The 21,937-nt window shown below is 72.7% G+C and carries 13 protein-coding genes; 5 read left to right on the forward strand and 8 right to left on the reverse strand.

What is annotated here, in order from left to right; translation table 11 throughout:
* The first annotated feature begins 137 nt into the window (after positions 1–137).
* Positions 138–2,621, forward strand: coding sequence for a YfhO family protein (locus AC3IYI_RS15905; protein ID WP_489410790.1), 2,484 nt, complete (start codon positions 138–140; stop codon positions 2,619–2,621).
* Here AC3IYI_RS15905 and AC3IYI_RS15910 read toward each other — a convergent pair.
* From AC3IYI_RS15910 to AC3IYI_RS15920, 3 genes are all read right to left on the reverse strand, one after another.
* The gene (locus tag AC3IYI_RS15910; RefSeq protein ID WP_489411550.1) at positions 2,609–4,057 is read right to left on the reverse strand and encodes a protein kinase domain-containing protein; all 1,449 of its coding nucleotides are present in this window, start codon (positions 4,055–4,057) and stop codon (positions 2,609–2,611) included. The genes AC3IYI_RS15905 and AC3IYI_RS15910 overlap by 13 nt on opposite strands.
* A 56-nt stretch (positions 4,058–4,113) precedes the next feature.
* Positions 4,114–4,755, reverse strand: a complete 642-nt coding sequence (locus AC3IYI_RS15915) for a hypothetical protein (RefSeq protein ID WP_489410791.1) — start codon at positions 4,753–4,755, stop codon at positions 4,114–4,116.
* 182 nt (positions 4,756–4,937) lie between these two features.
* A complete protein-coding gene (locus AC3IYI_RS15920) occupies positions 4,938–7,157 on the reverse strand; it encodes an N-6 DNA methylase (RefSeq protein WP_489410792.1) in 2,220 nt (739 codons plus the stop codon).
* Between the two features lie 142 nt (positions 7,158–7,299).
* Here AC3IYI_RS15920 and AC3IYI_RS15925 point away from each other — a divergent pair, with 142 nt between their 5' ends.
* Positions 7,300–8,022 (forward strand): Rv1352/Rv1906c domain-containing protein, encoded by a 723-nt coding sequence (locus AC3IYI_RS15925; RefSeq protein ID WP_489410793.1) that lies wholly within the window; start codon positions 7,300–7,302, stop codon positions 8,020–8,022.
* A 137-nt stretch (positions 8,023–8,159) separates the two neighbouring features.
* On the opposite strand, the gene AC3IYI_RS15930 is transcribed toward AC3IYI_RS15925, so the two are convergent.
* The 4 genes from AC3IYI_RS15930 to AC3IYI_RS15945 all read right to left on the reverse strand — a co-directional run bounded on the left by AC3IYI_RS15930 (position 8,160) and on the right by AC3IYI_RS15945 (position 16,209).
* Positions 8,160–8,876 carry an HNH endonuclease family protein gene (locus AC3IYI_RS15930; RefSeq protein WP_489410794.1) on the reverse strand — a complete coding sequence of 239 codons (717 nt, stop codon included), beginning with the start codon at positions 8,874–8,876 and terminating at the stop codon, positions 8,160–8,162.
* A gap of 180 nt (positions 8,877–9,056) precedes the next feature.
* Positions 9,057–12,617 carry a transcription-repair coupling factor gene (gene mfd, locus AC3IYI_RS15935; protein ID WP_489410795.1) on the reverse strand — a complete coding sequence of 1,187 codons (3,561 nt, stop codon included), beginning with the start codon at positions 12,615–12,617 and terminating at the stop codon, positions 9,057–9,059.
* A 245-nt stretch (positions 12,618–12,862) separates the two neighbouring features.
* Positions 12,863–15,436 carry an ABC transporter permease gene (locus AC3IYI_RS15940; protein ID WP_489410796.1) on the reverse strand — a complete coding sequence of 858 codons (2,574 nt, stop codon included), beginning with the start codon at positions 15,434–15,436 and terminating at the stop codon, positions 12,863–12,865.
* On the reverse strand, positions 15,433–16,209 hold the full coding sequence (locus AC3IYI_RS15945; RefSeq protein WP_279345861.1) for an ABC transporter ATP-binding protein: 777 nt from the start codon (positions 16,207–16,209) through the stop codon (positions 15,433–15,435). The genes AC3IYI_RS15940 and AC3IYI_RS15945 overlap by 4 nt, the downstream gene beginning before the upstream one ends.
* 345 nt (positions 16,210–16,554) lie before the next feature.
* Between AC3IYI_RS15945 and AC3IYI_RS15950 the strand changes: the two genes are divergently transcribed.
* The 3 genes from AC3IYI_RS15950 to AC3IYI_RS15960 all read left to right on the forward strand — a co-directional run bounded on the left by AC3IYI_RS15950 (position 16,555) and on the right by AC3IYI_RS15960 (position 20,732).
* Complete coding sequence (locus AC3IYI_RS15950; RefSeq protein ID WP_489410797.1) at positions 16,555–18,195, forward strand: MFS transporter; 1,641 nt, start codon at positions 16,555–16,557, stop codon at positions 18,193–18,195.
* A gap of 77 nt (positions 18,196–18,272) precedes the next feature.
* Entirely contained in the window at positions 18,273–19,082 is an 810-nt protein-coding gene (locus AC3IYI_RS15955) for a hypothetical protein (RefSeq protein WP_489410798.1), read from the forward strand.
* A gap of 90 nt (positions 19,083–19,172) precedes the next feature.
* Positions 19,173–20,732 carry an IS1182 family transposase gene (locus tag AC3IYI_RS15960; protein WP_489411551.1) on the forward strand — a complete coding sequence of 520 codons (1,560 nt, stop codon included), beginning with the start codon at positions 19,173–19,175 and terminating at the stop codon, positions 20,730–20,732.
* A 298-nt stretch (positions 20,733–21,030) separates the two neighbouring features.
* On the opposite strand, the gene AC3IYI_RS15965 is transcribed toward AC3IYI_RS15960, so the two are convergent.
* Positions 21,031–21,900: an alpha/beta fold hydrolase gene (locus tag AC3IYI_RS15965; RefSeq protein WP_489410799.1), complete on the reverse strand. Its 870-nt coding sequence runs from the start codon at positions 21,898–21,900 to the stop codon at positions 21,031–21,033.
* Between the last annotated feature and the right edge of the window lie 37 nt (positions 21,901–21,937).

Raw genomic sequence — 21,937 nt, forward strand, 5'->3', positions numbered from 1 at the left:
AGGGCCGTGCGGTGATCGATGTTATGCAGTCGAGGTGATCAGAGCCACCGGTTCGACCAACGATTCCGGGGGTGTTGGGGTTCGCGTCCACCGATGGCCACCCTTCGGCCCACCGGGAGTGCCAGGGTCGGCCCACCATGTCGACACCGCACCGCTCCCCGCGCCGCCCCGGTCTGTCCGGCTCGGCGCTCGCCGCCCTTGTCACGGTGGTGGCCGTGTGCGCCGGAGACGCCGTGGCGCGCGTCTTCCCGTACGGTCCGCGCCACCGCAGCATCAACGACCTCGGCAATCAGTTCGTGCCCTTCCACGCGCACCTGTGGGACCTGCTGCACGGGCGCGCCGGGGGCGGGCTGCTGCTGAACTGGCAGTCCGGGTACGGGACCAGCTTCCTGCCCGACTTCGGGACCTACCTGGCCAGCCCGTTCGCGGCCTTGGTGGGGCTGTTCCCGCGCCAGGACATCGACCTCGCGGTGTACGTGGTCACCGTGCTCAAGACGGCGGCCGCCGCGGCGGCGATGGCCTGGCTGCTGCGCACCCAGCGGCGCGGGCCGGCGTGGGCGGCGGGGCTGCTCGGGGCCTCGTACGCGCTGTGCGGCTGGTCGGTGATCGAGGCCTCCTACAACCCGATGTGGCTGGACGGCCTGATCGCCTTCCCGCTGCTGTGTCTGACGGGTGAGTGGGCGCTGCGCTCGCGCCGGCCGGTGGCGGCCGTCGTGGTGGTGGCGCTCTGCTGGACGGCGAACTTCTACACCGCCTACATGGCGACGCTGGGCGCGGTCCTGGTGCTGCTGGTCCGGCTGCTGCTCGCGAGGGAGGGCGCGAGGGATCGGCTACGGGTCCTCCTGCGGGCGGCCCTGACCACCACGCTGGGCGTCGCCCTGTCGGCGCCGGTGCTCGTCCCCCTCTTCCTCAGCTCGAAGCAGGCCTACCCGGGGTGGTTCAAGCCGTTCCGGCCGGTGGCGACCGAGGACCTGCTGGCCCGGGTGCTGCCCGCCACCTACTCCTTCTCCTCCCCCGCCCTGTTCATCGGCACCGGGACCCTGCTGCTCGCGGCGGCCCTGCCCTTCCACCGGGCGGTGGCGGGGCGGGAGCGGCTGGTGTGGACGGGGCTCGTGCTGCTGGTCCTGCTGTCCTTCCAGTGGACACCGACCCACCTGGCCTGGCACCTCTTCGCGACGCCCAACGGCAGCCCGTACCGCCAGACCTTCGTGCTGGCCGGGATCGTGGTGATGGCCGCCTGGGCGGGGCTGTCGGCCGGTCCGCCCCGGCCGTGGGCGCTGGCGGGCGGCGCCGCCGTCCTGGCGGCCGTACTGCTCGCGGCGAGCGGGAGCACGCTCTCGACCCCGTGGGGCCTCGCCCTCTTCGGCGGCGGCCTGGCCCTGGCGGGCGCCGCCTGGTGGGCGCTGCGCCACCCGCGCCTGGTCCTGCCGGCGGCGGCCGTGCTGGCGCTGGTCCTGCTGGCCCAGGCGGCGGCGACCACCGCCCACGGGCAGCGGGGCAAGCTGGCGGGCCTGGACGACTACCCGGTGTGGGGCGCGGCGCACACCGCGCGCGCCGGGGCCCTGCGGGGCGCCGAGGGCTGGCCCGCGTACCGCACGGACGCCGGGCGGCCGGCGCTGACCGGCAACGACCCGATGCTGCTGGGCGGGGAGGGCGGCGCGTACTACAGCAGCCACACCCCGGACCTGTTCACGCGGACCATGGTGGCCCTGGGGGCGGGCTGGACCTCGCGCGGCCGCAACGTGCAGAGCCTGGACAACCCGGTGACGGACGCCGTGTTCTCCGTCGGCGCCCGGCTGCGGCCGGACGGCACGGTGGCGCGGGCCGAGGTCCCGCCGCTGGTCACCGTCCGCCCGGGGGGCCCGGAACCGGCGTACGGGGCCTCGCCCTTCGCCAACCAGGAGCTGCTGCTGGGCGCGCGGGTGTACGAGGATCCGCTCTCCCCCGGGGTCTGCCGGGCGGGGACGGAGGCCTTCCTGTGGGCCCCGGAGTACAACGGGACGGCCCGCCTCGCGGACGGACCGGCCTTCCGGCTGAACGCCAACCCGCCGCGGAACAGGGCCGCCCTGCAGCCCCTGGGGGTCTCCCGCGGCCCGGCCTCGGCGCTGGTCTTCGAGCAGGCGGCTCCGGCGGCGCACGGGCAGCTGTCCTGCCTGGACCGTTCCCTGTTGGCGGAGGCCGTCACCCGGCTGCGCGCCACGGCGGCGGTGTCCGTACGGGTCGGCTCCTCGGGCGTCCGCGCGGTGCTCCCGCCGGGCAGCACGGGCACGGCGGTGCTCGCCGCCCCCGCGATCGCGGGCTGGACCTGCAACGGCCGCCCGGCCGCCGGCCGGCTGGGCCTGGTCTCGGTCCCGCTGGACGGCCGCACCACCAGCCTGACGTGCACCTTCCGGCCCCCGGGCCTCGCGGCGGGCGCGGCGGTCGCGGGGGCGGCCCTGCTGGTCCTGGCCGCCCTGCTGGGACTGCCCGGCCGGCCCGGCCCGCTCGCGACGGGCCGGCCGCGTCGGCGGGTTCGGCGGCGTCGACGGCCTCGGCGGCCCGACCCGGCCGCAGCGTCGGCGGACCTGCCCCGGCCGGCGTCGGCGGCGGACCTGCCCCGGCCGGAGCGTCAGCGCACCTGACCCAGCCAGAGCAGGGTGCGGCGGACCTCCTCGGAGAAGGGGTGGTTCGGGCCGTGCAGGCGCTCCGCGTCGAAGAGGAGGCGGGCCAGGGTGTCGTGGGCCGCCGGGCGGTCGCCGAGGGAGAGCAGCAGGTGCGCTATCCGGCGGCGGACCTCCAGCGGGAGGCCCGGGTCCGGGTTCGCGTAGTGGTTCTCGAAGAGCGGCAGCAGCGCGCGGTACTCGGCGAGGGCGGCCGCCGGTTCGCCGAGCTGTTCCAGGCACTGGGCCGCGTCGTAGCGGAAGCGCAGGGACTGCGGGTCGCCGGCCGGGAACTCCTCCGCGAGCCGGCGCAGTTCGGGCAGGGCGCGGCGGTACTGGCCGTCGTCCATCAGCGTGGCCGCGTACTGCTTGCGCAGGGAGCGGACCACCGGCGAGTGCGCGCCGTGCTGCTCGGCCGCCGCCGGGAGGATGCCGCCGAGGATGTCCACGGCCTGGGTGAGCATGCCCTGGTCGAGGAGCTTCTTGGCCTCCTCCACGGCCGCCGGGACGTCCGGCCTCGCCGGCGGGGGCGGGGTGGCCGGCCGGGGCGGGATCACGGTGGCGCGGTCGGGCCAGGGGGCCTGCGGGCGCAGGAAGGGCCGGGTCGGGTCGAGGGGGCCGGTGGGGGCGCCCGAGCCGTGGTGGGGCAGCAGGGGCGCGAGGGACGCGTACACCGCCTGCGCGGAGGCGGGCCGGTCCTGCGGGTCCTTGGCCAGCAGGTTCAGCAGGAGGGCTTCCAGCTGCTGCGGGACCTCGGGACGCAACTGGCGCACCGGGAGCGGGGGTTCGTACAGGTGGCGGTGGAGCACCCCGAGCGCGGTGGAGCCGGCGAAGGGGACGTTGCCGGACAGCAGCTCGTACAGGACCACGCCGAGCGCGTAGAGGTCGGTGTGCGGGCCGACGGCCCCACCCATGGCCTGTTCGGGTGCCATGTACGCGGGGCTGCCGATCGGTGAACCGGTGCTGGTGAGGCGGGTGGTGTCGGTGTCCATCACGGAGGCGACACCGAGGTCCAGGACCAGCACGGTCCCGTCGGGGCGGACCATGACGTTGCGCGGCTTCAGGTCCCGGTGGACGATCGGCACCGCGTGCACGGCCGACAGCACCGAGCACAGCTGCGCGATCACCGAAACCGCCCAGGGCCACGGGTAGGGGTCGTGCTCGGCGAGGTGGTCGGCGAGGTCGGCGCCCTCGACGTACTGCATGACGAGATAGAGCTCGTCGCCGTCGCTGCCCGCGTCGTGGACGGTGACCAGCCCGGGGTGGTCCACCTGCGCGGTGACCCGGCATTCGCGCACGAAGCGGCGGCGCAGCTCCTCGGCCACGGAGCCGGGGCCGGCCACCTTGTCGGGGCGCAGGAGTTTGACCGCGACGCGGCGGTCCAGGCGCCGGTCGTACGCCGTCCAGACCTGGCCCATGCCGCCCTGGCCGAGGATGGTGGCGAGCTGGTAGCGGTCGCCGATGAGCCGGTCCGTCACGGGCGGGGGCCCTCGTTGTGGGGCGGCTGCTGGCGGCGCAGGAGCTCGCTGAGCTCGTCGAGTTCGGCGCGGACCTGCCCGATGCGCGGGGGCGGGGTCGGGGCGGGCGCGGACTCGGGGGCCTGCTGCGGGACGGGCTGCTGGGGCTGTTGCGGCTGCTGCTGGTGCTGCGGCTGCTGCTGCGGGGCGGTCTGGGCCACCGGCGGGTATCCGTAGGCGGGCCCGGCCTGCTGCTGGGGCGGTACGTACGAGGAGGCGGGCGGCGGGTACCAGCCGGCCGCGGCGGGCTGCGCCTTGAGCGCCTCGAAGTGCCGGATCTCGGCGACGAGGTAGTAGATGCACACCACGAGGCCGTTCAGGAGCGTGCCGAAGGCCCCCGCGTTGCCCTGCCAGCCGCTGGCGTCGGGCGTGGGGTCCGCGCCGATCAGCGCCAGCGACAGGACCTCGGCCGCGCCGGAGGCCCCGAACAGCCACCAGTCCCGGGCTTTACGGGTCACCAGCGCGAGCCGCAGCATCGTCCCCCAGGCGAGGAACCCGCAGCTCAGGATGGGCAGCAGCGCGAACAGCACGCGGAGCGCCACCACGCCCCCGGTGCTGGGCTGGTGGCCGTGGGGCGGCGGGGTGCCGGGGCCGTGCATCGCTGCTCCTGACGGGCCGTGCGGAGGAAGGGCGGAGAGGGGCGGAGAAGGACTGAGTGGGGCTGAGTGGGGCTGAGACGTGCGGAGGATTCCGGGTCTGAGGGTATACAGCGTTCCCGGCCGGGAGTGAGGGGATGCGCTCAACCGTTGTACGGTCGCAGCCCGGCCGGGCCGCCGCGCGCTCATTCCGGCCGGACGGTACCGTCCGACAGCCCGTCGTACAGCCCCTGCACGAGCTGCTCCCCGAGCCGGGCGGCCAGCCTGAGGGCGTCCTCGAACTCGGCGAGCGCCCGGAAGCGCGCCCCGTAGACCTCCTGCTCGGTCCGTGGCAGCCGGGGCAGTTCGAGGCGGCGCACGTCGAGCCGCGTCGTGGTGGAGGCGTGGCTGCTGGCGCGGCGGTTGTTGGCGGTGGCGCGCAGGAAGCCGGCCAGGAACCAGGGGTCCAGCGCGGCCGGATCGGGCCGCAGCAGCTGCAGGCCCCGGCCGAGCGCCGCCCCGGCGGTGGCCGCGTCGACCACGCGGGCCACGCCCGCGCCTCCGGTGAGCGGGACGACCACGTCGCCGGGTGCGGTGAGCAGCGCCGGCTCCGTGGCGGCGGCCAGGGTGCCGGAGGGTCCGGTGCCGGCGCTCACGTCGTACTCGGTCAGGACGGGGGCCCGGCCGGTGCCGCTGCCGGTGCCCGTGTACAGGAGCAGGGCTCCGGCGCGGGCGAGTTCGCCGACGGTGGTCATGGGCGGCCGGGCCGGCGCCGCGGCGGGCCGGTCCGGGGAGCCGGCGGGCGGGGCCGGCGGGGTGAGCCGGGCCGCGCGGGTCAGCGTCGAGTCCAGCCGGTCCCGTACGGCGGTCAGCTCGGCCACGCCGCCGCCCGCGGCGGGCGGTGGCAGGTGACGGGCCGGGGTCAGGTCCACGTCGTCGTCGAGCAGGTCCACGACGGGCACCACGCGGCGCACGCCCGGGACGTCCGGGGCCGGGCCGCCGCGCTCGTACGCCGTCCAGGCCTCCTCCACCGCGCTGTGCACGGCGGCCCACCCGGCCCGCCCGGGTCCCTGCCCGGGACCGGGCCCGTCGGCGAGTGCGGCGGTGTCCACGAGGAGCAGCCCGGAGGGGGGCGCCGCGTGCGGGACGGGCCTGCGCAGCACCCACAGGTGCAGCGGGATCCCGTACGGCGGCGCGGCGCCGGCGGGGAGCGCGACGACGGCCCGCAGCGCGCCCCGGCGCAGCAGGTCGGCCCGGATGCGGCGGCCGGAGCGACGGGCGGCGGCGGCGGGCGGCATGAGCAGGACGGCGGTGCCGCCCTCGCGCAGGTGGGCCAGGGCGTGCTGGACCCAGGCGAGTTCGGATTCGGCGCGGGCCGGCAGCCCGTACTCCCAGCGCGGGTCGTAGGCCAGCTCCTCGTGGCCCCAGTTGCGTTCGTTGAACGGCGGGTGGCAGAGCACGGCGTCGACCGGTTCGGCGGCGGGGCGCGCGAAGGCGTCGGCGCGCAGGCTGTCGGCGGCCGCCGCGCGGACCGGCGCGTCCGACTGCAGGGCGAGGCGCAGGGCGGCGAGGGAGGCGAGCTCGGGCGAACTGTCCTGCGCGTAGCGGGTGGTGGCTCCGGGGACGGCCCGCAGCAGGGTGCCGGTACCGCAGGCCGGGTCCAGGACCGTGAAGGGCGCGGCGCCGGCCGCTCCGGTGGAGCCGGTGCCCGCACCGGGACCGGGCCCGGCGAGGGCGGCCATGAGGGTGGCGAGTCCGTCGGGAGTGAGCGTGTACTGGCGGGGGTTGGCTTCGAGGTGGCGGCCGAGCAGGAACTCGAAGGATCCCCTGGTGCCGAGTTCGGCGGCGAGCTCGGCGGCGGCCCGCAGGAAGGGCACCGAGGCCGGCCGCAGGGGGCCGGTGGCTCCGAGCGGGTGCGCGGGCCCGAACCGCACGGCGAGCACCCGGTCGATGGCGGGCGCCAGCAGGGTGACCATCCGCGCGTCGGAGACGGCCGAGGCCTCCAGCCACTCCATGGGCCGGTCCCGTACGAGGAGCAGCGCGCTCCCGGCTTGGACGAGCGCGGCCACGGAACCGCCGGGATGGGCGGCGACGTACTGCCAGACGCGTTCGCGCAGCGGGACTTCAGCGAGCTTGCCCTGGGCCCGGAGCCAGTCGGTGACGTCGGTCAGCGCGAAGGAGGGGCTGGTCTCGGTGCCGCCGACGGGGCGGGGGAAGTCGGCGTGCCGGCGGCGCCAGTTGCTCACGGCGGCGCGACCGACTCCCGCGAGGCGGGCGATCTCGGCGGCGGTGACTTCGGCGGCGGTGACTTCGGGGGCGGTGGCTTCGGGAGTGACGGCGTCGGGAGTGGGGGCGTCGGGGGCGGATGGGGTGTCAGGGGTGGATGGGGTGGCTGGGGCCTTGGTGGGGGGCTTCTGCTCCGGCATGTGCGCGAGCATACCGCTGCAAAGAGGAGAGACCCATTCACAGTGTGAATTTAACAATCTCTCAGAAACTCGTTGACTCGGTTCACAAGCTCTGCTGTGATGATCGCACCGACCAGGACGTCAGATCAGGCAGGAGCCACACATGTCCCAGACCACGCACACCAGTTGGATCGCCCGCAACTCCCGCAACAAGGTCCTCACGGGCTGCGGCGCGGCCATCGCCCTCGTGGCCCTCAGCGCGTGCAGCGGCGCCGAGACCACCACCGACAAGGGCGCCGCCGCGGGCGCCTCGAAGCCGGCAGCGGCGAGCAGCGCCCCGGCCGGGAAGAGCAGCGCCCCCGCCGCCGACGCGGGCAAGGCGAAGTCGGCCATCAAGGGCAGCGGCACCTTCCAGGTCGGCTCCGACGTCCAGCCGGGCCTCTACCGCTCGACGGGCAACACGGCCGACGACAACTGCTACTGGGAGCGCGCCAAGGACTCCAAGGGCGAGGCCGATTCGATCATCGACAACGACAACGCCGTCGGCTCCACGTACGCTGCGATCGCCGCAACCGACAAGATCTTCAAGACCGAGGGCTGCAAGGGCTGGCAGCTCGTGGACCCGAAGGCCAAGGGCACGCCGAAGGCCGAGATCTCCGGCAAGGCCGGCATGCTCAAGGTCGGCGTCGACGTCGCCCCGGGCACCTACAAGTCCGCCGGCTCCACCGAAGACGGCAGCTGCTACTGGGAGCGCACCAAGGACGCGACCGGCAGCATCGAGACGATCATCGCCAACGACAACCCCGAGGGCCAGGCCGTCGTGACGATCGCCGCCGGGGACGGCTTCTTCAAGACCGCCGACTGCCAGGACTGGAAGAAGAGCTGATCAAAGGCCTGATCAAAGGCCTGATGCAGGGGGTGGTCCGGGCCCGGCCCCACGGGTGGCCCAGGACCTGATGCAGGGGGGTGGTCCAGGGCCCTGCCCGAACGGCGGCGGCCCGGGACCCGACCCAGGGGGTGGAATCAGCGCAGCCTCTCCGGCGGGCGCGTGGGGTTCCCCCCGGTCGGCAGGCGCTCCCCGGGGCAGACGGCCAGTACCCGCTTCATCGCGTCGCGCTCGCCGGCCGTGACCCACAGGCCGTACTTCTGCTTCACCGCGATCTGGGCCGCGACGTAGCGGCAGCGGTACCCGCGGTCGGGCGGGAGCCAGGTGGCCGCGTCACCGTCCCCCTTCTTGCGGTTGGCCGCCGCGTCGACCGCCAAAAGGTTCAGCGGATCATTGGCGAAGGCGATCCGCTTGCCCTTGTCCCAGTCTCCGGCCCCTTTCTGCCAGGCGTCCGACAGGGCCACGATGTGGTCGATGTCCACGCCGGTGCGGCCCCGCTCGTGCGTGATGCGGGCGCCGGTGTAGGGGTCTTGCTCCAGCACCCCGGTCAGCACCTTGCAGCCGTCCTTGAAGGTGGCCTTGGCCAGGTCCCGCTTGAGGATGTCCTCGCGGGTCCCGCAGCCGCTGCCGTCCGTGTCCAGCCAGCCCTTGCCGAACTGCTCGCGCGCGTAACCCGTCTTCGGCGCCCGCCCCTTGACCGCGAGCCCGTCCACCGAGGCCAGGGCCACCGGCCCGTTCGCCGGACCGGGGGCGTTCGCAACCGCACCGGAGCCGGGCTCGGGGAGCACCGTACAGCCGGAGAGCGCGACGGCCGAGGCGAGCAGGAGGGCGGGAAGCGGCAGGTGGGGACGCATAGGACAAGATCATAAACTCCATGCCCTTACGGGACGTTCCGACCCTCCAGCGGGCGAATCGCCATCAACGCGCGCACCCGTCGCAAACGGGATTAAGGAAGGACGGCCGCGGCCGGGGACCGGGAAGGTCCCCCGCCGCGGCCGTCGCCGTGTCCGTCGCCGTGTCTACGGGCGCCGCACCTACGAGCCGAGGATCGTGGCGAGGAACTCCCCGGTCCAGCCCAGCAGTTCCCGGCCGACCAGCGGCTTCCCGCCCACCCGGGCCGTCTTCGGCCGCGGCACCAGCACCTGCGAGGCGGCCGGCTTGATCACCGAACCCGGGTAGAGCCGCTTGAGCCGCAGCTCCTGCGATTCGCGCAACTCCACCGGTCCGAAGCGGATGTTGGGACCCTGGAGCGTGATGTCGCCGACCCCGCAGGCGCGGGCGAGCATCCGCAGTCCGGCCACCAGCAGCAGGTTCTCCACCGGCTCCGGCAGCTTGCCGTAGCGGTCGGTGAGCTCCTCGCGGACCGCCTTGACGTCCTCCTCGGAGTTGGCCGCCGCGATGGACCGGTACGCCTGCAGGCGCAGCCGCTCGCCCGGCGCGTAGTCGTGCGGGACGTGCGCGTCGACCGGCAGCTCGATCTTGACCTCCAGCGGCGGCTCCTCCTCCACTCCGCCGTCGACGAGGGCCCGGTAGTCGGCCACGGCCTCGCCGACCATCCGGATGTAGAGGTCGAAGCCGACGCCCGCGATGTGGCCGGACTGTTCGCCGCCGAGCAGGTTGCCCGCGCCGCGGATCTCCAGGTCCTTCATCGCCACGTACATGCCCGCGCCCATCTCGGTGTGCTGGGCGATCGTCGCGAGCCGCTCGTGCGCGGTCTCGGTCAGCGGCTTCTCCGGCGGGTACAGGAAGTACGCGTACCCGCGCTCGCGGCCACGGCCCACGCGGCCGCGCAGCTGGTGCAGCTGGGAGAGGCCGAAGTTGTCGCCGCGCTCGACGATGAGGGTGTTGGCGTTGGAGATGTCGATGCCGGATTCGACGATCGTCGTGGAGACGAGGACGTCGAACTTCTTCTCCCAGAAGTCCACCACGACCTGTTCCAGGGCCTGTTCGGACATCTGGCCGTGCGCCGTCGCGATGCGCGCCTCGGGCACGATCTCGCGGAGCTTGGCGGCCGCCCGGTCGATGGACTCGACCCGGTTGTGGATGTAGAAGCACTGGCCCTCGCGGAGCAGCTCGCGGCGGATCGCGGCGCCGATCTGCTTCTCCTCGTAGGGGCCGACGAAGGTCAGGACCGGGTGGCGCTCCTCGGGCGGGGTGGTGATCGTGGACATCTCACGGATGCCGGTCACCGCCATCTCCAGGGTGCGCGGGATGGGGGTCGCGGACATGGTCAGCACGTCGACGTTGGCGCGCAGCTTCTTCAGCTGCTCCTTGTGCTCGACGCCGAACCGCTGCTCCTCGTCGACGATGACCAGGCCCAGGTCCTTGAACTTCGTCTCCTGCGAGAACAGCCGGTGCGTGCCGATGATGATGTCGACGGAGCCCTCGCGCAGGCCCTCCAGGGTGGCCTTGGACTCGGACTCGCTCTGGAACCGGGACAGCGGCTTCACCTTGACCGGGAACTGCGCGTACCGCTCGGAGAAGGTCCCGAAGTGCTGCTGCACCAGCAGCGTGGTGGGGACGAGGACGGCGACCTGCTTGCCGTCCTGGACGGCCTTGAAGGCGGCGCGGACCGCGATCTCGGTCTTTCCGTATCCGACGTCTCCGCAGATCAGGCGGTCCATGGGGACCGACTTCTCCATGTCCTCCTTGACCTCGGCGATGGTGGTGAGCTGGTCGGGGGTCTCCGCGTACGGGAAGGCGTCCTCCAGCTCGCGCTGCCAGGGGGTGTCGGGGCCGAAGGTGTGGCCGGGGGCCGCCATGCGGGCGCTGTAGAGCTTGATCAGGTCGGCGGCGATCTCCTTGACCGCCTTCTTCGCGCGCGCCTTGGTCTTGGTCCAGTCGGCGCCGCCGAGCCGGTGCAGGGTCGGGGCCTCGCCGCCGACGTACTTGGTGACCTGCTCCAGCTGGTCGGTGGGGATGTAGAGGCGGTCGCCGGGCTGGCCGCGCTTGGCCGGCGCGTACTCGACGAGGAGGTACTCGCGGGTGGCGCCCTGCACGGTGCGCTGCACCATCTCGATGTAGCGGCCGACGCCGTGCTGCTCGTGGACGATGTAGTCGCCGACCTCCAGGGTGAGGGGGTCGATCGTCTTGCGGCGCCGGGTCGGCATCCGGCCCAGGTCCTTGGTGGCGGTGCGCTGGCCGGTCAGGTCGGTCTCGGTGAGGACCGCGATCTTGAGCACCGGGTCGACGAAGCCGTTGTCGAGGGAGCCGCACGAGACGTGGACCAGCGACGGCTCCAGCGCGGTGACATCGGCCTCCAGGCGGGCCGCGATGCCCTCGCCGCCGAGCACCTCGACGGTACGGGCGGCCGGGCCGTGGCCCTCGGTGAGGAAGACGGTGCGCCAGCCGTCGGCGAGCCAGGCCTTGGTGTCGGCGAGGGCGCGGGCGGTGTCGCCGCGGTAGGCCTCGGGGGCGTGCATGCCGAGGGTGAGGGTGTCGCGGCCCACTGCCCCCGCCGCGGCACCGGCATATGTCAGCGTGTCGTCGGCGGCGAACGGGGACACCGACCACCACATCATGCCGAGCTCGCGCGCGTGCTCCCGTACGTCGGCGATCCCGCGGAGCGAGGCCGCGCCCACGTCGATGGGGGCCTCGCCGCCGCCGGCGGTGGCGGCCCAGGAGGCCATCAGGAACTCCTGCGAGGTCGCCACCAGGTCCGAGGCCCGCGTCCGCACCCGCTCCGGATCGCACACGACGGCCATCGAACCGGTCGGCAGTACGTCGATCAGCAGCTCCATGTCGTCGACCAGGACCGGGGCCAGGGACTCCATGCCCTCGACGGCGATCCCTTCGGCGATCTTGTGCAGCAGTTCACCGAGCTCGGGGTGGAGCTCGGCGAGGGCCGCGGCGCGCTCGCGCACCTCGTCGGTGAGCAGCAGTTCCCGGCAGGGCGGGGCCCACAGGCCGTGCTCGGCGATCTCCAGGGAGCGCTGGTCGGCGACCTTGAAGTACCGGATCTCCTCGACCTCGTCGCCCCAGAACTCCACGCGCAGCGGGTGCTCCTCGGTGGGCGGGAACACGTCGAGGATCCCACCGCGCACCGCGAACTCGCCGCGCTTCTCGACGAGCTCCACGCGGGCGTACGCGGCGGCGGCGAGTGCCTGCGTCACCGCGCCGAGGTCCACGCTCTCGCCCTGGCGCAGGCTCACTGGGACCAGGTCCCCGAGCCCCTTGACCTGCGGCTGGAGAACGGACCGGATCGGCGCGACGACCACGGACACGGGCCCCGTGGCGGGGTCGTCCTTGCTGGGGTGCGCGAGGCGGCGCAGCACGGCGATGCGGCGGCCGACGGTGTCGCTGCGCGGGCTGAGGCGCTCGTGGGGGAGCGTCTCCCAGGACGGGTACTCGGCGACCTCGTCGGGGGGAAGCATCGAGCGCAGCGCGGCGGCCAGGTCTTCGGCCTCCCGCCCGGTGGCGGTCACCGCGAGCACGGTGCGCCCGGTGCGGGTGGCCAGCGCGGCGATGGCGAAGGGCCGCGCGGCGGCCGGGCCGACGAGGTCCACGTGCATGCGGTTGCCGTCCCCGGCCGCGGTGACCGCCTCTGCGAGTGCGGGGTCCCGGGTGACGGCGTCGAGCAGTCCGTGCAGGCTCATGAAGTCGGCTTTCCGTCCGGTGAGGTGCGGCGAGTTCCCGCGGGGCGGCAACGCGAAGGACCCGACACGTCGAACGGGCCGGGGGTTCCCACCCTACGACGCGGGTCCGACAGCCGCGCGTGGGATGCGGGACGTCGGTGGCGGCGGCGGCGCGGCACCCGGTCCTCCCCGGGACGACCGCGGCCCCGCCCCACCCGAACGGGTGAGGCGGGGCCGTGGCGTTCCCCCGTACGACCGCCCGGCGACTACTCGCTGGCGATCGCGTTCAGGACGTTCATCCGGCCCGCCCGGAAGGCCGGGACCAGTGCGGCCAGCAGGCCGACCAGGGCGGAGCCGGCGAACACGCCGAGGATGGTGGGCCACGGGATCTCGAGGATCTTCATGCCCTGCAGTGCGAGGAGCTGGTGGGCGGTGGCGCCCCAGCCCATGCCCAGGCCGAGGCCGAGCAGGGCGCCGAACAGGGCGATGACCACCGACTCCAGGCGGATCATGCGGCGCAGCTGGCGGCGGGAGAGGCCGATGGCGCGCATCAGGCCGATCTCGCGGGTCCGCTCGACCACCGAGAGGGCCAGGGTGTTCACCACGCCCAGGACCGCGACGATGATCGCGAGGGCGAGGAGTGCGTAGACCACGTTCAGCAACTGGCCGACCTGGTCCTTCAGCGCCTGCTTGTAGTCCGTCTGGTTGAGCACCTGGTACTGCGGGTACTCGGCCAGCGCCGACTTGACCGCCGCGTAGGCGGCGTCGTCCTGGCCGTCCTTCGCGGTGGCCAGGACCATGAAGGGCCTGGGCATCTTGTCGGCGGGCAGGTTCGCCTCGGCGACGGCGGTGCTGACGTACTTCATGTCCTTGTCGAGGTTGCCCTCGTCGCTGGTGATCGCCGCGACCTTGAGCTTGGTGGTCTTGCCGCCGGTGAAGGCGACCGTCAGCTCGTCACCGAGCTTCACCCGGTGCTTCGTGGCGAAGTCGGAGCCCACCGACATCGAGCCCGGCTTGTACGCGTCCGCGTGCTCGCCGGCGATCATCTTGCGGCGGATGTCCTTGGCGTAGGTGGGGTCCTGGACCCCGAGCCCGTCGATCTCGGTGGTGCCGTCGGGGGCGGTGATCTTGGCGTCCACTTCCCGGTAGGCGGTGACGTGCGCCAGGCCCTGGGTTGCCCGCAGCGCGTCCTCGGCCTGCGGTACGACCGGCTGCCCGGTCTGGGACTGGACGATGAAGTCCGCCCCGACCGACTTGTCGAGCTCGTCGGTGGCCGAGGCCACCATCGAGGAGCCGACCACCGACAGGCAGGCGACCAGCGCGAGGCCGATCATCAGCGCGGCGGCGGTGGCACCGGTGCGGCGCGGGTTGCGCAGCGCGTTGCGCTCGGCGAGGCGGCCTATGGAGCCGAAGGGCCGCAGCACCGGGGCGGACAGGGCACGCACCACGACGCCCGCGAGGAGGGGGCCGATCACGATGAACCCGATGAGGGTGAACAGCACGCCCAGACCCAGCCACTGCGCTCCGGTGCCGGCGGCGTCGGCGGTACCGGCGAGGTACAGGGCCGCGGCGCCGATGCCGGTGAGGCCCAGGCCCAGGGCGGCGCGGATCCGGCCGGCCTTCTTGTCGCCGGGGGTGCCCGACTCGCGCAGGGCGGCCATCGGCGAGACCTTGCCGGCCCGCCGGGCCGGTATGAAGGCGGAGACGACGGTGACGACGACGCCGAGGACGATGCCGATGACCGGGGTGGTCCAGGCGATGGTCAGGTCCTCGGTGGACAGGCTCATGCCGAGCCCGCTCATGAGCTCCATCAGGCCGACGGCCAGGCCGATGCCGGCGCCGACGCCGAGGATCGAGCCGACCACGCCGAGCAGCAGGGCCTCGATGACCACCGACTTCAGGACCTGGCCGCTGTCGGCGCCGATGGCCCGCATCAGGCCGATCTCACGGGTGCGCTGGGCGACCAGCATCGAGAAGGTGTTGAAGATCAGGAAGATTCCGACGAGGAAGGCGATCGCGGCGAAGCCGAGCATCACCCACTTCATGATGTCGAGGAAGTCCATGCTCTTGCGGTTGGCGTCCGCGGCTTCCTTGGCGGTCTGCAGCTTGTAGGTGTCGGCGCCGACGGCGTTGGCGACGTTCTGCTTGAGCTGGGCGTCGCTCACCCCGTTCTTGGCGGTGACGTTCACGTGCGTGAAGGCGTCCGGGGAGCCGAGCAGCTTCTGCTGCGAGGTGGCGGTGTCGAAGTAGACGACGGTCGCGCCCGGGTTGGTGACGGTGAAGGCGGCGATGCCGGTGATCTTGGAGCGGATGTCGCCGGTGACGGCGATGGTGCGGATGTCGTCACCGAGCTTCAGGTGGTGCTTCTTCGCGGTGTCGGCGTCGATCATCACGTCGGTGGGGCCGCGCGGGGCCTGCCCCTCGATGATCTTCATCGACCGCAGTTCGTTCTCGGTCCAGTTGCCCGCGAAGGTCGGGGCTCCGGTGGACGAGCCGAGGTTCTCGTTCTTGGAGTTGACGACGGTGACCGCCATGGAGGAGACGCCGCCCTCCGCGGACTTCACTCCCTCCGCCTTCTTCACCTGGTCGACGACCGAGCCGGCCAGCGCCGGCGGCTTGCCGGTGTCCGGGGTCTCCCCGCTGTTCTCGGCCTCCTTCGGGGTGATCGTGACATTGGAGTTGGTGACCGCGAACAGCTTGTCGAAGGTGGTGTTCATGGTGTCCGTGAACACCAGCGTCCCGCAGACGAAGGCGACGGAGAGCAGGACGGCCACGGCGGAGAGCGCCATGCGGCCCTTGTGCGCGACGAAGTTGCGCCGCGCGGTCTTCATGACGGTCATGACGTCCGCCCACGGGCGTCGAAGTCCTTCATGCGGTCCAGGACCTGGTCGGCGGTGGGCCTGTGCATCTCGTCCACGATCCGGCCGTCGGCGAGGAAGATGACGCGGTCCGCGTAGGAGGCGGCGACCGGGTCGTGGGTGACCATGACGATGGTCTGGCCCAGCTCGTTCACCGAACGGCGCAGGAAGCCGAGGACCTCCGCGCCGGCCCGGGAGTCGAGGTTTCCGGTGGGCTCGTCACCGAAGATGATCTGGGGCCGGGAAGCCAGTGCGCGGGCGACCGCCACGCGCTGCTGCTGGCCGCCTGAGAGCTCGGTCGGACGGTGCTTGAGGCGGCCCGCCAGACCCACGGTCTCCACGACCCGGTTCAGCCACTCCGCGTCGGCCTTGCGGCCGGCGATGTCCATGGGGAGCGTGATGTTCTCCAGGGCGTTGAGCGTCGGCAGCAGGTTGAAGGCCTGGAAGATGAAGCCGATCCGGTCGCGGCGCAGCTGCGTGAGCTTCTTGTCCTTCAGACCGGTGATCTCGGTGTCGTCCAGGAAGATCTGGCCGCTCGTGACCGTGTCCAGACCGGCCAGGCAGTGCATCAGCGTGGACTTGCCGGAGCCCGAGGGCCCCATGATCGCGGTGAACTGGCCGCGCTGGATGTCCACGTCCACCGCGTCGAGGGCGACGACCCGCGTCTCGCCGGAGCCGTAGGCCTTGACGACCTTCCGCGCCCGCGCCGCGACGGCCTCATGCCCTCCAGTACCCCCGTGCCTGGTTTCGGTCATAGCCGTTGTCACGGTGTTTCCCCTCGTGTCGATGCGTGGTGCGAAGCACGTGATGCGCTTCATCCGAAGTCTGCTGGCCGGGGGTGCCGCGGCGCCCTGGTGCCAATCGCCGTATCCATAGGGGTGCTAGCCCCACCCCCCCGGACTCCCGCCCTGTAGAAACCAGTTAAGGACTTCCGCGGCCCTTCCTCCTCCTCCCCCAGGACGAAGCGTCCCTGGATCCTTGTGAGGACCAACCCCTAGGGGATCTCGCCCGTTGGGACGAGGCGCCCTGAGGGGATACCACCCCGGCATGCCGCAGTGAGATGGTGTCCGCGCAGGTACGGACGGGGGGAAGGGTTTTTCATGGGCTCAGGGGAAAGCACGGGCGCGAGTACCGACGACAGCGCCGGAGGCATACCCGGGAGCGCCCCGGCAGGACCCGGAGGCCATGCCTCCGCCAAGCCGGGTACAGGTACGGGTACGGGTACGGGTAGACAGGCGGCCTCCCCGCCCGGCCGGCCCCGGACGGCCGTCGTCGCCGCCCTGATGCTGACCATGGGCCTCGTCGCCCTCGACAGCGCCGTCGTGGCCACCGCCGTCCCGCAGATCGTCGGCGACCTCGGCGGCTTCGCCGTCTTCTCCTGGATCTTCTCGGGCTACATCCTGGCCGCAACGGTCACCCTGCCCGTCTACGGCAAGCTCTCCGACACCTACGGCCGCAAGCCCGTCCTGCTCCTCGGCATCAGCCTCTTCCTGCTCGGCTCGCTGCTGTGCGCGGCCGCCTGGAACATGGCCGCCCTCATCGCCTTCCGGATCCTCCAGGGCCTGGGCGGCGGTGCCCTGCAGGGCACCGTCCAGACCCTGGCCGCCGATCTCTACCCGCTCAAGGACCGGCCGCGCATCCAGGCCCGGATGTCCACGGTCTGGGCCACCGCGGCACTGGCCGGCCCCGCGCTCGGCGGGCTGATCGCCACGTACACCGACTGGCGCTGGATCTTCCTGATCAACCTGCCACTGGCCGCCGCCGCCCTGTGGATCATCAGCCGCCACCTGGTCGAGCCCACCCGGGCCCCCGGCCGTACCGGCCCCGTCGACTGGGCGGGAGCCCTCGCCGTCTTCGCCTGCGGGGGGCTGCTGCTCTTCGCGCTGGTCCAGGGCGGGGTCGCCTGGCCCTGGCTCTCGGCGCCCTCGCTGGGACTGTTCGCAGCCGCCGCCGTGCTGGGCGTGCTCGTCGTCTGGATCGAACGCCGGGCGGAGCAGCCCATCCTGCCCGGCTGGGTGTGGCGCCGGCGCACCATCGCCGCCGTCAACCTGGCCATGGCCGGGCTCGGCCTGCTGATGGTCGCCCCGATGGTGTTCATGCCGACGTACGCCCAGTCCGTGCTCGGCCTCGGCCCCACCGGCGCCGGCCTGGTCACCTCCGCGATGACCCTGAGCTGGCCGATCAGCGCCGCCTGCGCCCAGCACGTCTACCGGCGCATCGGCTTCCGCAACACCGCCGCCACCGGGGTCGCTCTGGCCGCCCTCATCCTCGGCTCCTTCACCCTGCTCCCCTACCCCGCCCCGGTCTGGCAGCCCGTACTGATCATGCTGCTCCTGGGCGCGGCCCTCGGCCTGTTCCAGCTCCCGCTGATCGTCGGGGTCCAGTCCACGGTGGGCTGGGAGGAACGCGGAACCACGACGGCCTCGGTGCTGTTCTGCCGCAACGTCGGGCAGAGCGTCGGAGCGGCGCTGCTGGGAGCCGTGGCCAACGCCACCATCGCCGGCCGGCTGGCACAGGCCCCGGTGCCCGGGCTCCCCACGACCCTGGACGACGTCTCCAAGGCCCTGACCGACCCCGGCCTCCTCCCCCCGGAGGCCGGCGAGTACCTGCGCCGTGCTGTGGCCGCCGCCGGGGACCACATCTTCCTCGGCGCGACCCTGGCGGCGGTCGCGTCGGCGCTGGTGCTGCTGCTGGTGGCGCCGCGGCGGTTCCCGCTGCTGCCGGAACAGCGGGAGGGCTGAGGGCGGGCGCTTGTCATGCTCGGGCCGAGAAGGTAACCCTCTTCGGAGACGCCACACACTCTCCCGGGGGGACCCACATGACGTCCGCACTCCTCACCCTCGCCTTACTCGCCGCCCTGGCGGGCCCGATCACCCTGCGCCTGCTCCGCCACCCAGGCTTCGTCACCGGCCGCGACGGGCGCCTCTCCACCTCGACCACGCTCGCCCTGGCCTGGACGGTGATCCTGGTCTGGCTGCTCCTGGCGACCCTCGGCTACGGGCTCACCGCGGGCGGCGGCGTCGACTGGTTCCAGGGCCCCGAGGGCCCGCTCTCCTCCCTCACGACCGTCTACCTCCCGCTGCTCGGAGGCCCGTACGCCGCCCTGATCGCGGCGAAGGCGGTCGTCGGCATGCGGGTGGAGCGGGGCTCCATGGCCAAACCGGCGCCGAAGGGCACGGAGCGACGCCCGATGTACGACCTGATCTCCAACGACGGCGGGCGGACCGACCTGGTCGACCTGCAGTACGTCGCCCTGAGCGCGGTCACGATGCTGTACGTGGTGGCGTTCTTCCTGACGGACGTGGGCGGCGGGCTGCCGAAGCTGCCGGCCGAGATGTGGGCGCTGACCGGGGCGCCGGCCGGGGCGTACCTGGTGAACAAGATGGCGACGCGCGCGAACCCGGTGATCACGCACGTATCCGTGACCGAAGGGCTCCTGGCCATCGAAGGCGGCGGCTTCGGCGACGACCCGCGCGTCGAACTGGACGGAACGGCGCTCTCGACGTCCGCCGACCCGACGGGAGCCCTGACGGCTCCCCTCCCGACACCGGCGCCGGCCGCGTTCACTGTGGTGGTCACCACCCGCGGCCTGCGCAGCGACCCCTACCGATACACAAGCGCCGCCTAGAAGGCTGATGAAGATGTTGGGTTCTGGCCCCGCCGCGTCAGCGGCGGGGCCAGACTCGTTGTTGTGGTTCAAGGGGAGTGGGTCGGAGAGCTGGTCGGGCCCGATGTGTGGGCGACGTGCCGGGAGTTGATTCCGGCTGGGAGTGTGTTCGCGTTCCTGGCCGAGCACCGTGGCCGGTTGTTTCCCGCGGAGATGTTCGCGGATATGTATCCGTCGGCGAACGGGCGGCCGTCCATGCCGCCGCAGATCCTGGCCGCCGCGATCACGGTGCAGGCCCTGCATGGCCTGTCGGACTTCGAGACGGTCCAGGAATTACGCTGTGACCTGCGGTGGAAGGCCGCGTGCGGGCTCGGTCTGCACGACATGGCGTTCAATCCGTCGCTTCTGGCGTACTTCCGCCGCCGGCTGGCCCGCTCGGCCCGCCCGAACCGCGTGTTCGAAGCGGTCCGCGAGGTCGTGAAGGCCACCGGGGCACTGAAGGGCAAGCACCGCCGGGCACTGGACTCCACGGTTTTGGACGACGCGGTCGCCACCCAGGACACCGTCACCCAGATCGTCTCTGCGATCCGGGCGGTGATCCGGGCGGTCCCCGGCGCCGCCGAGGTGGCCGCGGTGCAGTGCACGGCCCACGACTACACCGACCCGGGCAAACCCCGCATCGCCTGGAACGACGTCCAGGCCCGCGCCGACCTGGTGGATTGCCTGGTCGCGGACGCACTGCGGCTGCTGGGGCACCTGCCCGAGCAGCAGCTCGGCGAGAAGGCCGCCGGCGCGGTCGGCCTGCTGGCCTTGGTCGCCGGGCAGGACGTCGAGCCCGCCGACGGCTCCGACGGCCGCGACGGACGGTGGCGCATCACGCGAGGGACCGCCCCGGGCCGCATCGTCTCCACCGTCGATCCCGAAGCCCGCCACGTCCACAAGACCCGCAGTCATCAGCAGGACGGATACAAGGCACACCTCGCGGTCGAGCCCGAGACCGGCCTGTTCACCGCCGTCGCACTGCGTCCCGGCTCGGGGGCCGAAAACCACGAGGCAGCCGTCGGCCTGGATCTGCTCGCCGATGAGGAACAGCCGGTTCACGCCTTCGGCGACACCGCCTACTCCACCGGCGACGCCTGCAAGGTTCTGGAGGGGGCCGGTCACCGGCTGTTCCTCAAACCCGCCCCGCTGCGGGCGGCCGTTCCCGGCGGTTTCACCCTCGAGGACTTCGCCATCGACACCACCTCGGCGACCGTGACCTGCCCCCAAGGACACACCGTCCCGCTCTCCGATCCCGGCGGACAGCACCATCAGCGCAGAGCCACTTTCAAGGATCTGTGCACCGGATGCCCCCTGCGCGAGCGGTGCACCAAAGCCAAAGCAGGCCGGATCCTGACCATCCGCCCCCACCACGACCAGCAGGCGGCTGCCCGCCACCAGGCCGCCACCGATCCCGACTGGCAAGCCGCCTACCGCCGCTGGCGACCACCCGTCGAACGCGCCGTCGCCTGGATCGTCCACCGGGGCAACCGCCGACTCCGATACATCGGCACCATTAAGAACGACACCTGGCTCCACACCCGAGCAGCCGCCCTCAACCTCCGCAGACTGATCAACCTCGGACTCACCAACACCAACGGCACCTGGCACCTCGCCCCAGCCGGCACATGAACGCGAGCGGCTGCCCGGCCTCCGGCCGGACAGCCCCTCAACAAGATCTTCATCAGCCTTCTAGAGCCTGTCGTCAAACTCCCGTCGTCGCCCGAAGGGCGGCCGCGCGGCGTCTGGTGCGTGCTCTCGGCGCGCCGGGCGAAAGTACGCGTACTGGACGTACTCGGGCTTTCGCCCGGTGCGGCGAGAGCGCGTGCCAGGCGTCGCGAGGCAGACGGGAGTTTGACGACAGGCCCTAGGGCGTCTGGCACGCCGAAGGGGCGGGGTGCGACGAGCACCCCGCCCCTCAGGCGCCCACCTACTGGCCGAGCTTCGCCAGGAAGTCCTCGATCAGCGGGGCGATCTCCGAGAGGTGGGTCTCCAGCGCGAAGTGACCGGCGCCCGCGAAGAGGTGGACCTCGGCGTCCGGCACGTCGCGCTGGTACGCCTTCGCGCCCGCCGGGAGGAAGAAGGGATCGCCCTCGCCCCAGACGACGAGGACCGGGATGTCCGCGGCGCGCAGCCACGCCTGCCAGGCCGGGTAGTGGGCGAAGTTGGAGTGGTAGTCGAAGGCGAGGTCGGCCTGGGCGTCGGCGCGCCCGGGCAGGCCCAGGTAGTGGACGTCGAGCGTCCAGCCGTCCGGGGAGATCAGGGAGGTGTCGGCAACTCCGGCCTCGTACTGGAAGCGGGTGCCGTCCTCGCCGAACAGCCCCCGCACCTGCTCCTCGTTGCCCGGGACCTCGCGCCGCAGCCCGGAGAACTCCCGGGCCATGTCGGAGAGGCCCTCCTCGTACGCGTTGCCGTTCTGCACGATCAGGCCGCTCACCCGGTCCGGGCGACGCTCGGCGAGGCGCAGGCCGACGGGGGCGCCGAAGTCGAAGACGTAGAGGGCGTAGCTCTCCAGGGCGAGGGCGTCGGTGAAGCCCTCCACGACGTCCGCGAGCCGGTCGAAGGTGTACGTGAACCCGTCCGGGGCCTGGGTACGGCCGAAGCCCGGGTAGTCCGGGGCGATCAGCCGGTACGGGGTGGAGCCAAGGGCCTCCATCAGCCGGGCGAACTGGTGCGAGGCGGTCGGGAAGCCGTGCAGGAGGAGCAGGACGGGGGCGTCGGCCGGGCCGCTCTCGCGGTAGGCGACCTGGACGCCGGCTACGTCGACGCTGTTGTGCCGGATGGCGGGTACGACGGTCATCACATTCCCCCTGTGGCATTGTTTCCATTAGCTTCAC

Source organism: Streptomyces sp. GL_148 (assembly GCF_057834205.1).

Bases quoted from the DNA above. Each gene is read 5' to 3' on its own strand.
- AC3IYI_RS15905 (WP_489410790.1), top strand. From the start codon at position 138: ATGTCGACACCGCACCGCTCCCCGCGCCGCCCCGGTCTGTCCGGCTCG.
- AC3IYI_RS15910 (WP_489411550.1), bottom strand. From the start codon at position 4,057: ATGGGCCAGGTCTGGACGGCGTACGACCGGCGCCTGGACCGCCGCGTC.
- AC3IYI_RS15915 (WP_489410791.1), bottom strand. From the start codon at position 4,755: ATGCACGGCCCCGGCACCCCGCCGCCCCACGGCCACCAGCCCAGCACC.
- AC3IYI_RS15920 (WP_489410792.1), bottom strand. From the start codon at position 7,157: ATGCCGGAGCAGAAGCCCCCCACCAAGGCCCCAGCCACCCCATCCACC.
- AC3IYI_RS15925 (WP_489410793.1), top strand. From the start codon at position 7,300: ATGTCCCAGACCACGCACACCAGTTGGATCGCCCGCAACTCCCGCAAC.
- AC3IYI_RS15930 (WP_489410794.1), bottom strand. From the start codon at position 8,876: ATGCGTCCCCACCTGCCGCTTCCCGCCCTCCTGCTCGCCTCGGCCGTC.
- mfd (WP_489410795.1), bottom strand. From the start codon at position 12,617: ATGAGCCTGCACGGACTGCTCGACGCCGTCACCCGGGACCCCGCACTC.
- AC3IYI_RS15940 (WP_489410796.1), bottom strand. From the start codon at position 15,436: ATGACCGTCATGAAGACCGCGCGGCGCAACTTCGTCGCGCACAAGGGC.
- AC3IYI_RS15945 (WP_279345861.1), bottom strand. From the start codon at position 16,209: ATGACCGAAACCAGGCACGGGGGTACTGGAGGGCATGAGGCCGTCGCG.
- AC3IYI_RS15950 (WP_489410797.1), top strand. From the start codon at position 16,555: ATGGGCTCAGGGGAAAGCACGGGCGCGAGTACCGACGACAGCGCCGGA.
- AC3IYI_RS15955 (WP_489410798.1), top strand. From the start codon at position 18,273: ATGACGTCCGCACTCCTCACCCTCGCCTTACTCGCCGCCCTGGCGGGC.
- AC3IYI_RS15965 (WP_489410799.1), bottom strand. From the start codon at position 21,900: ATGACCGTCGTACCCGCCATCCGGCACAACAGCGTCGACGTAGCCGGC.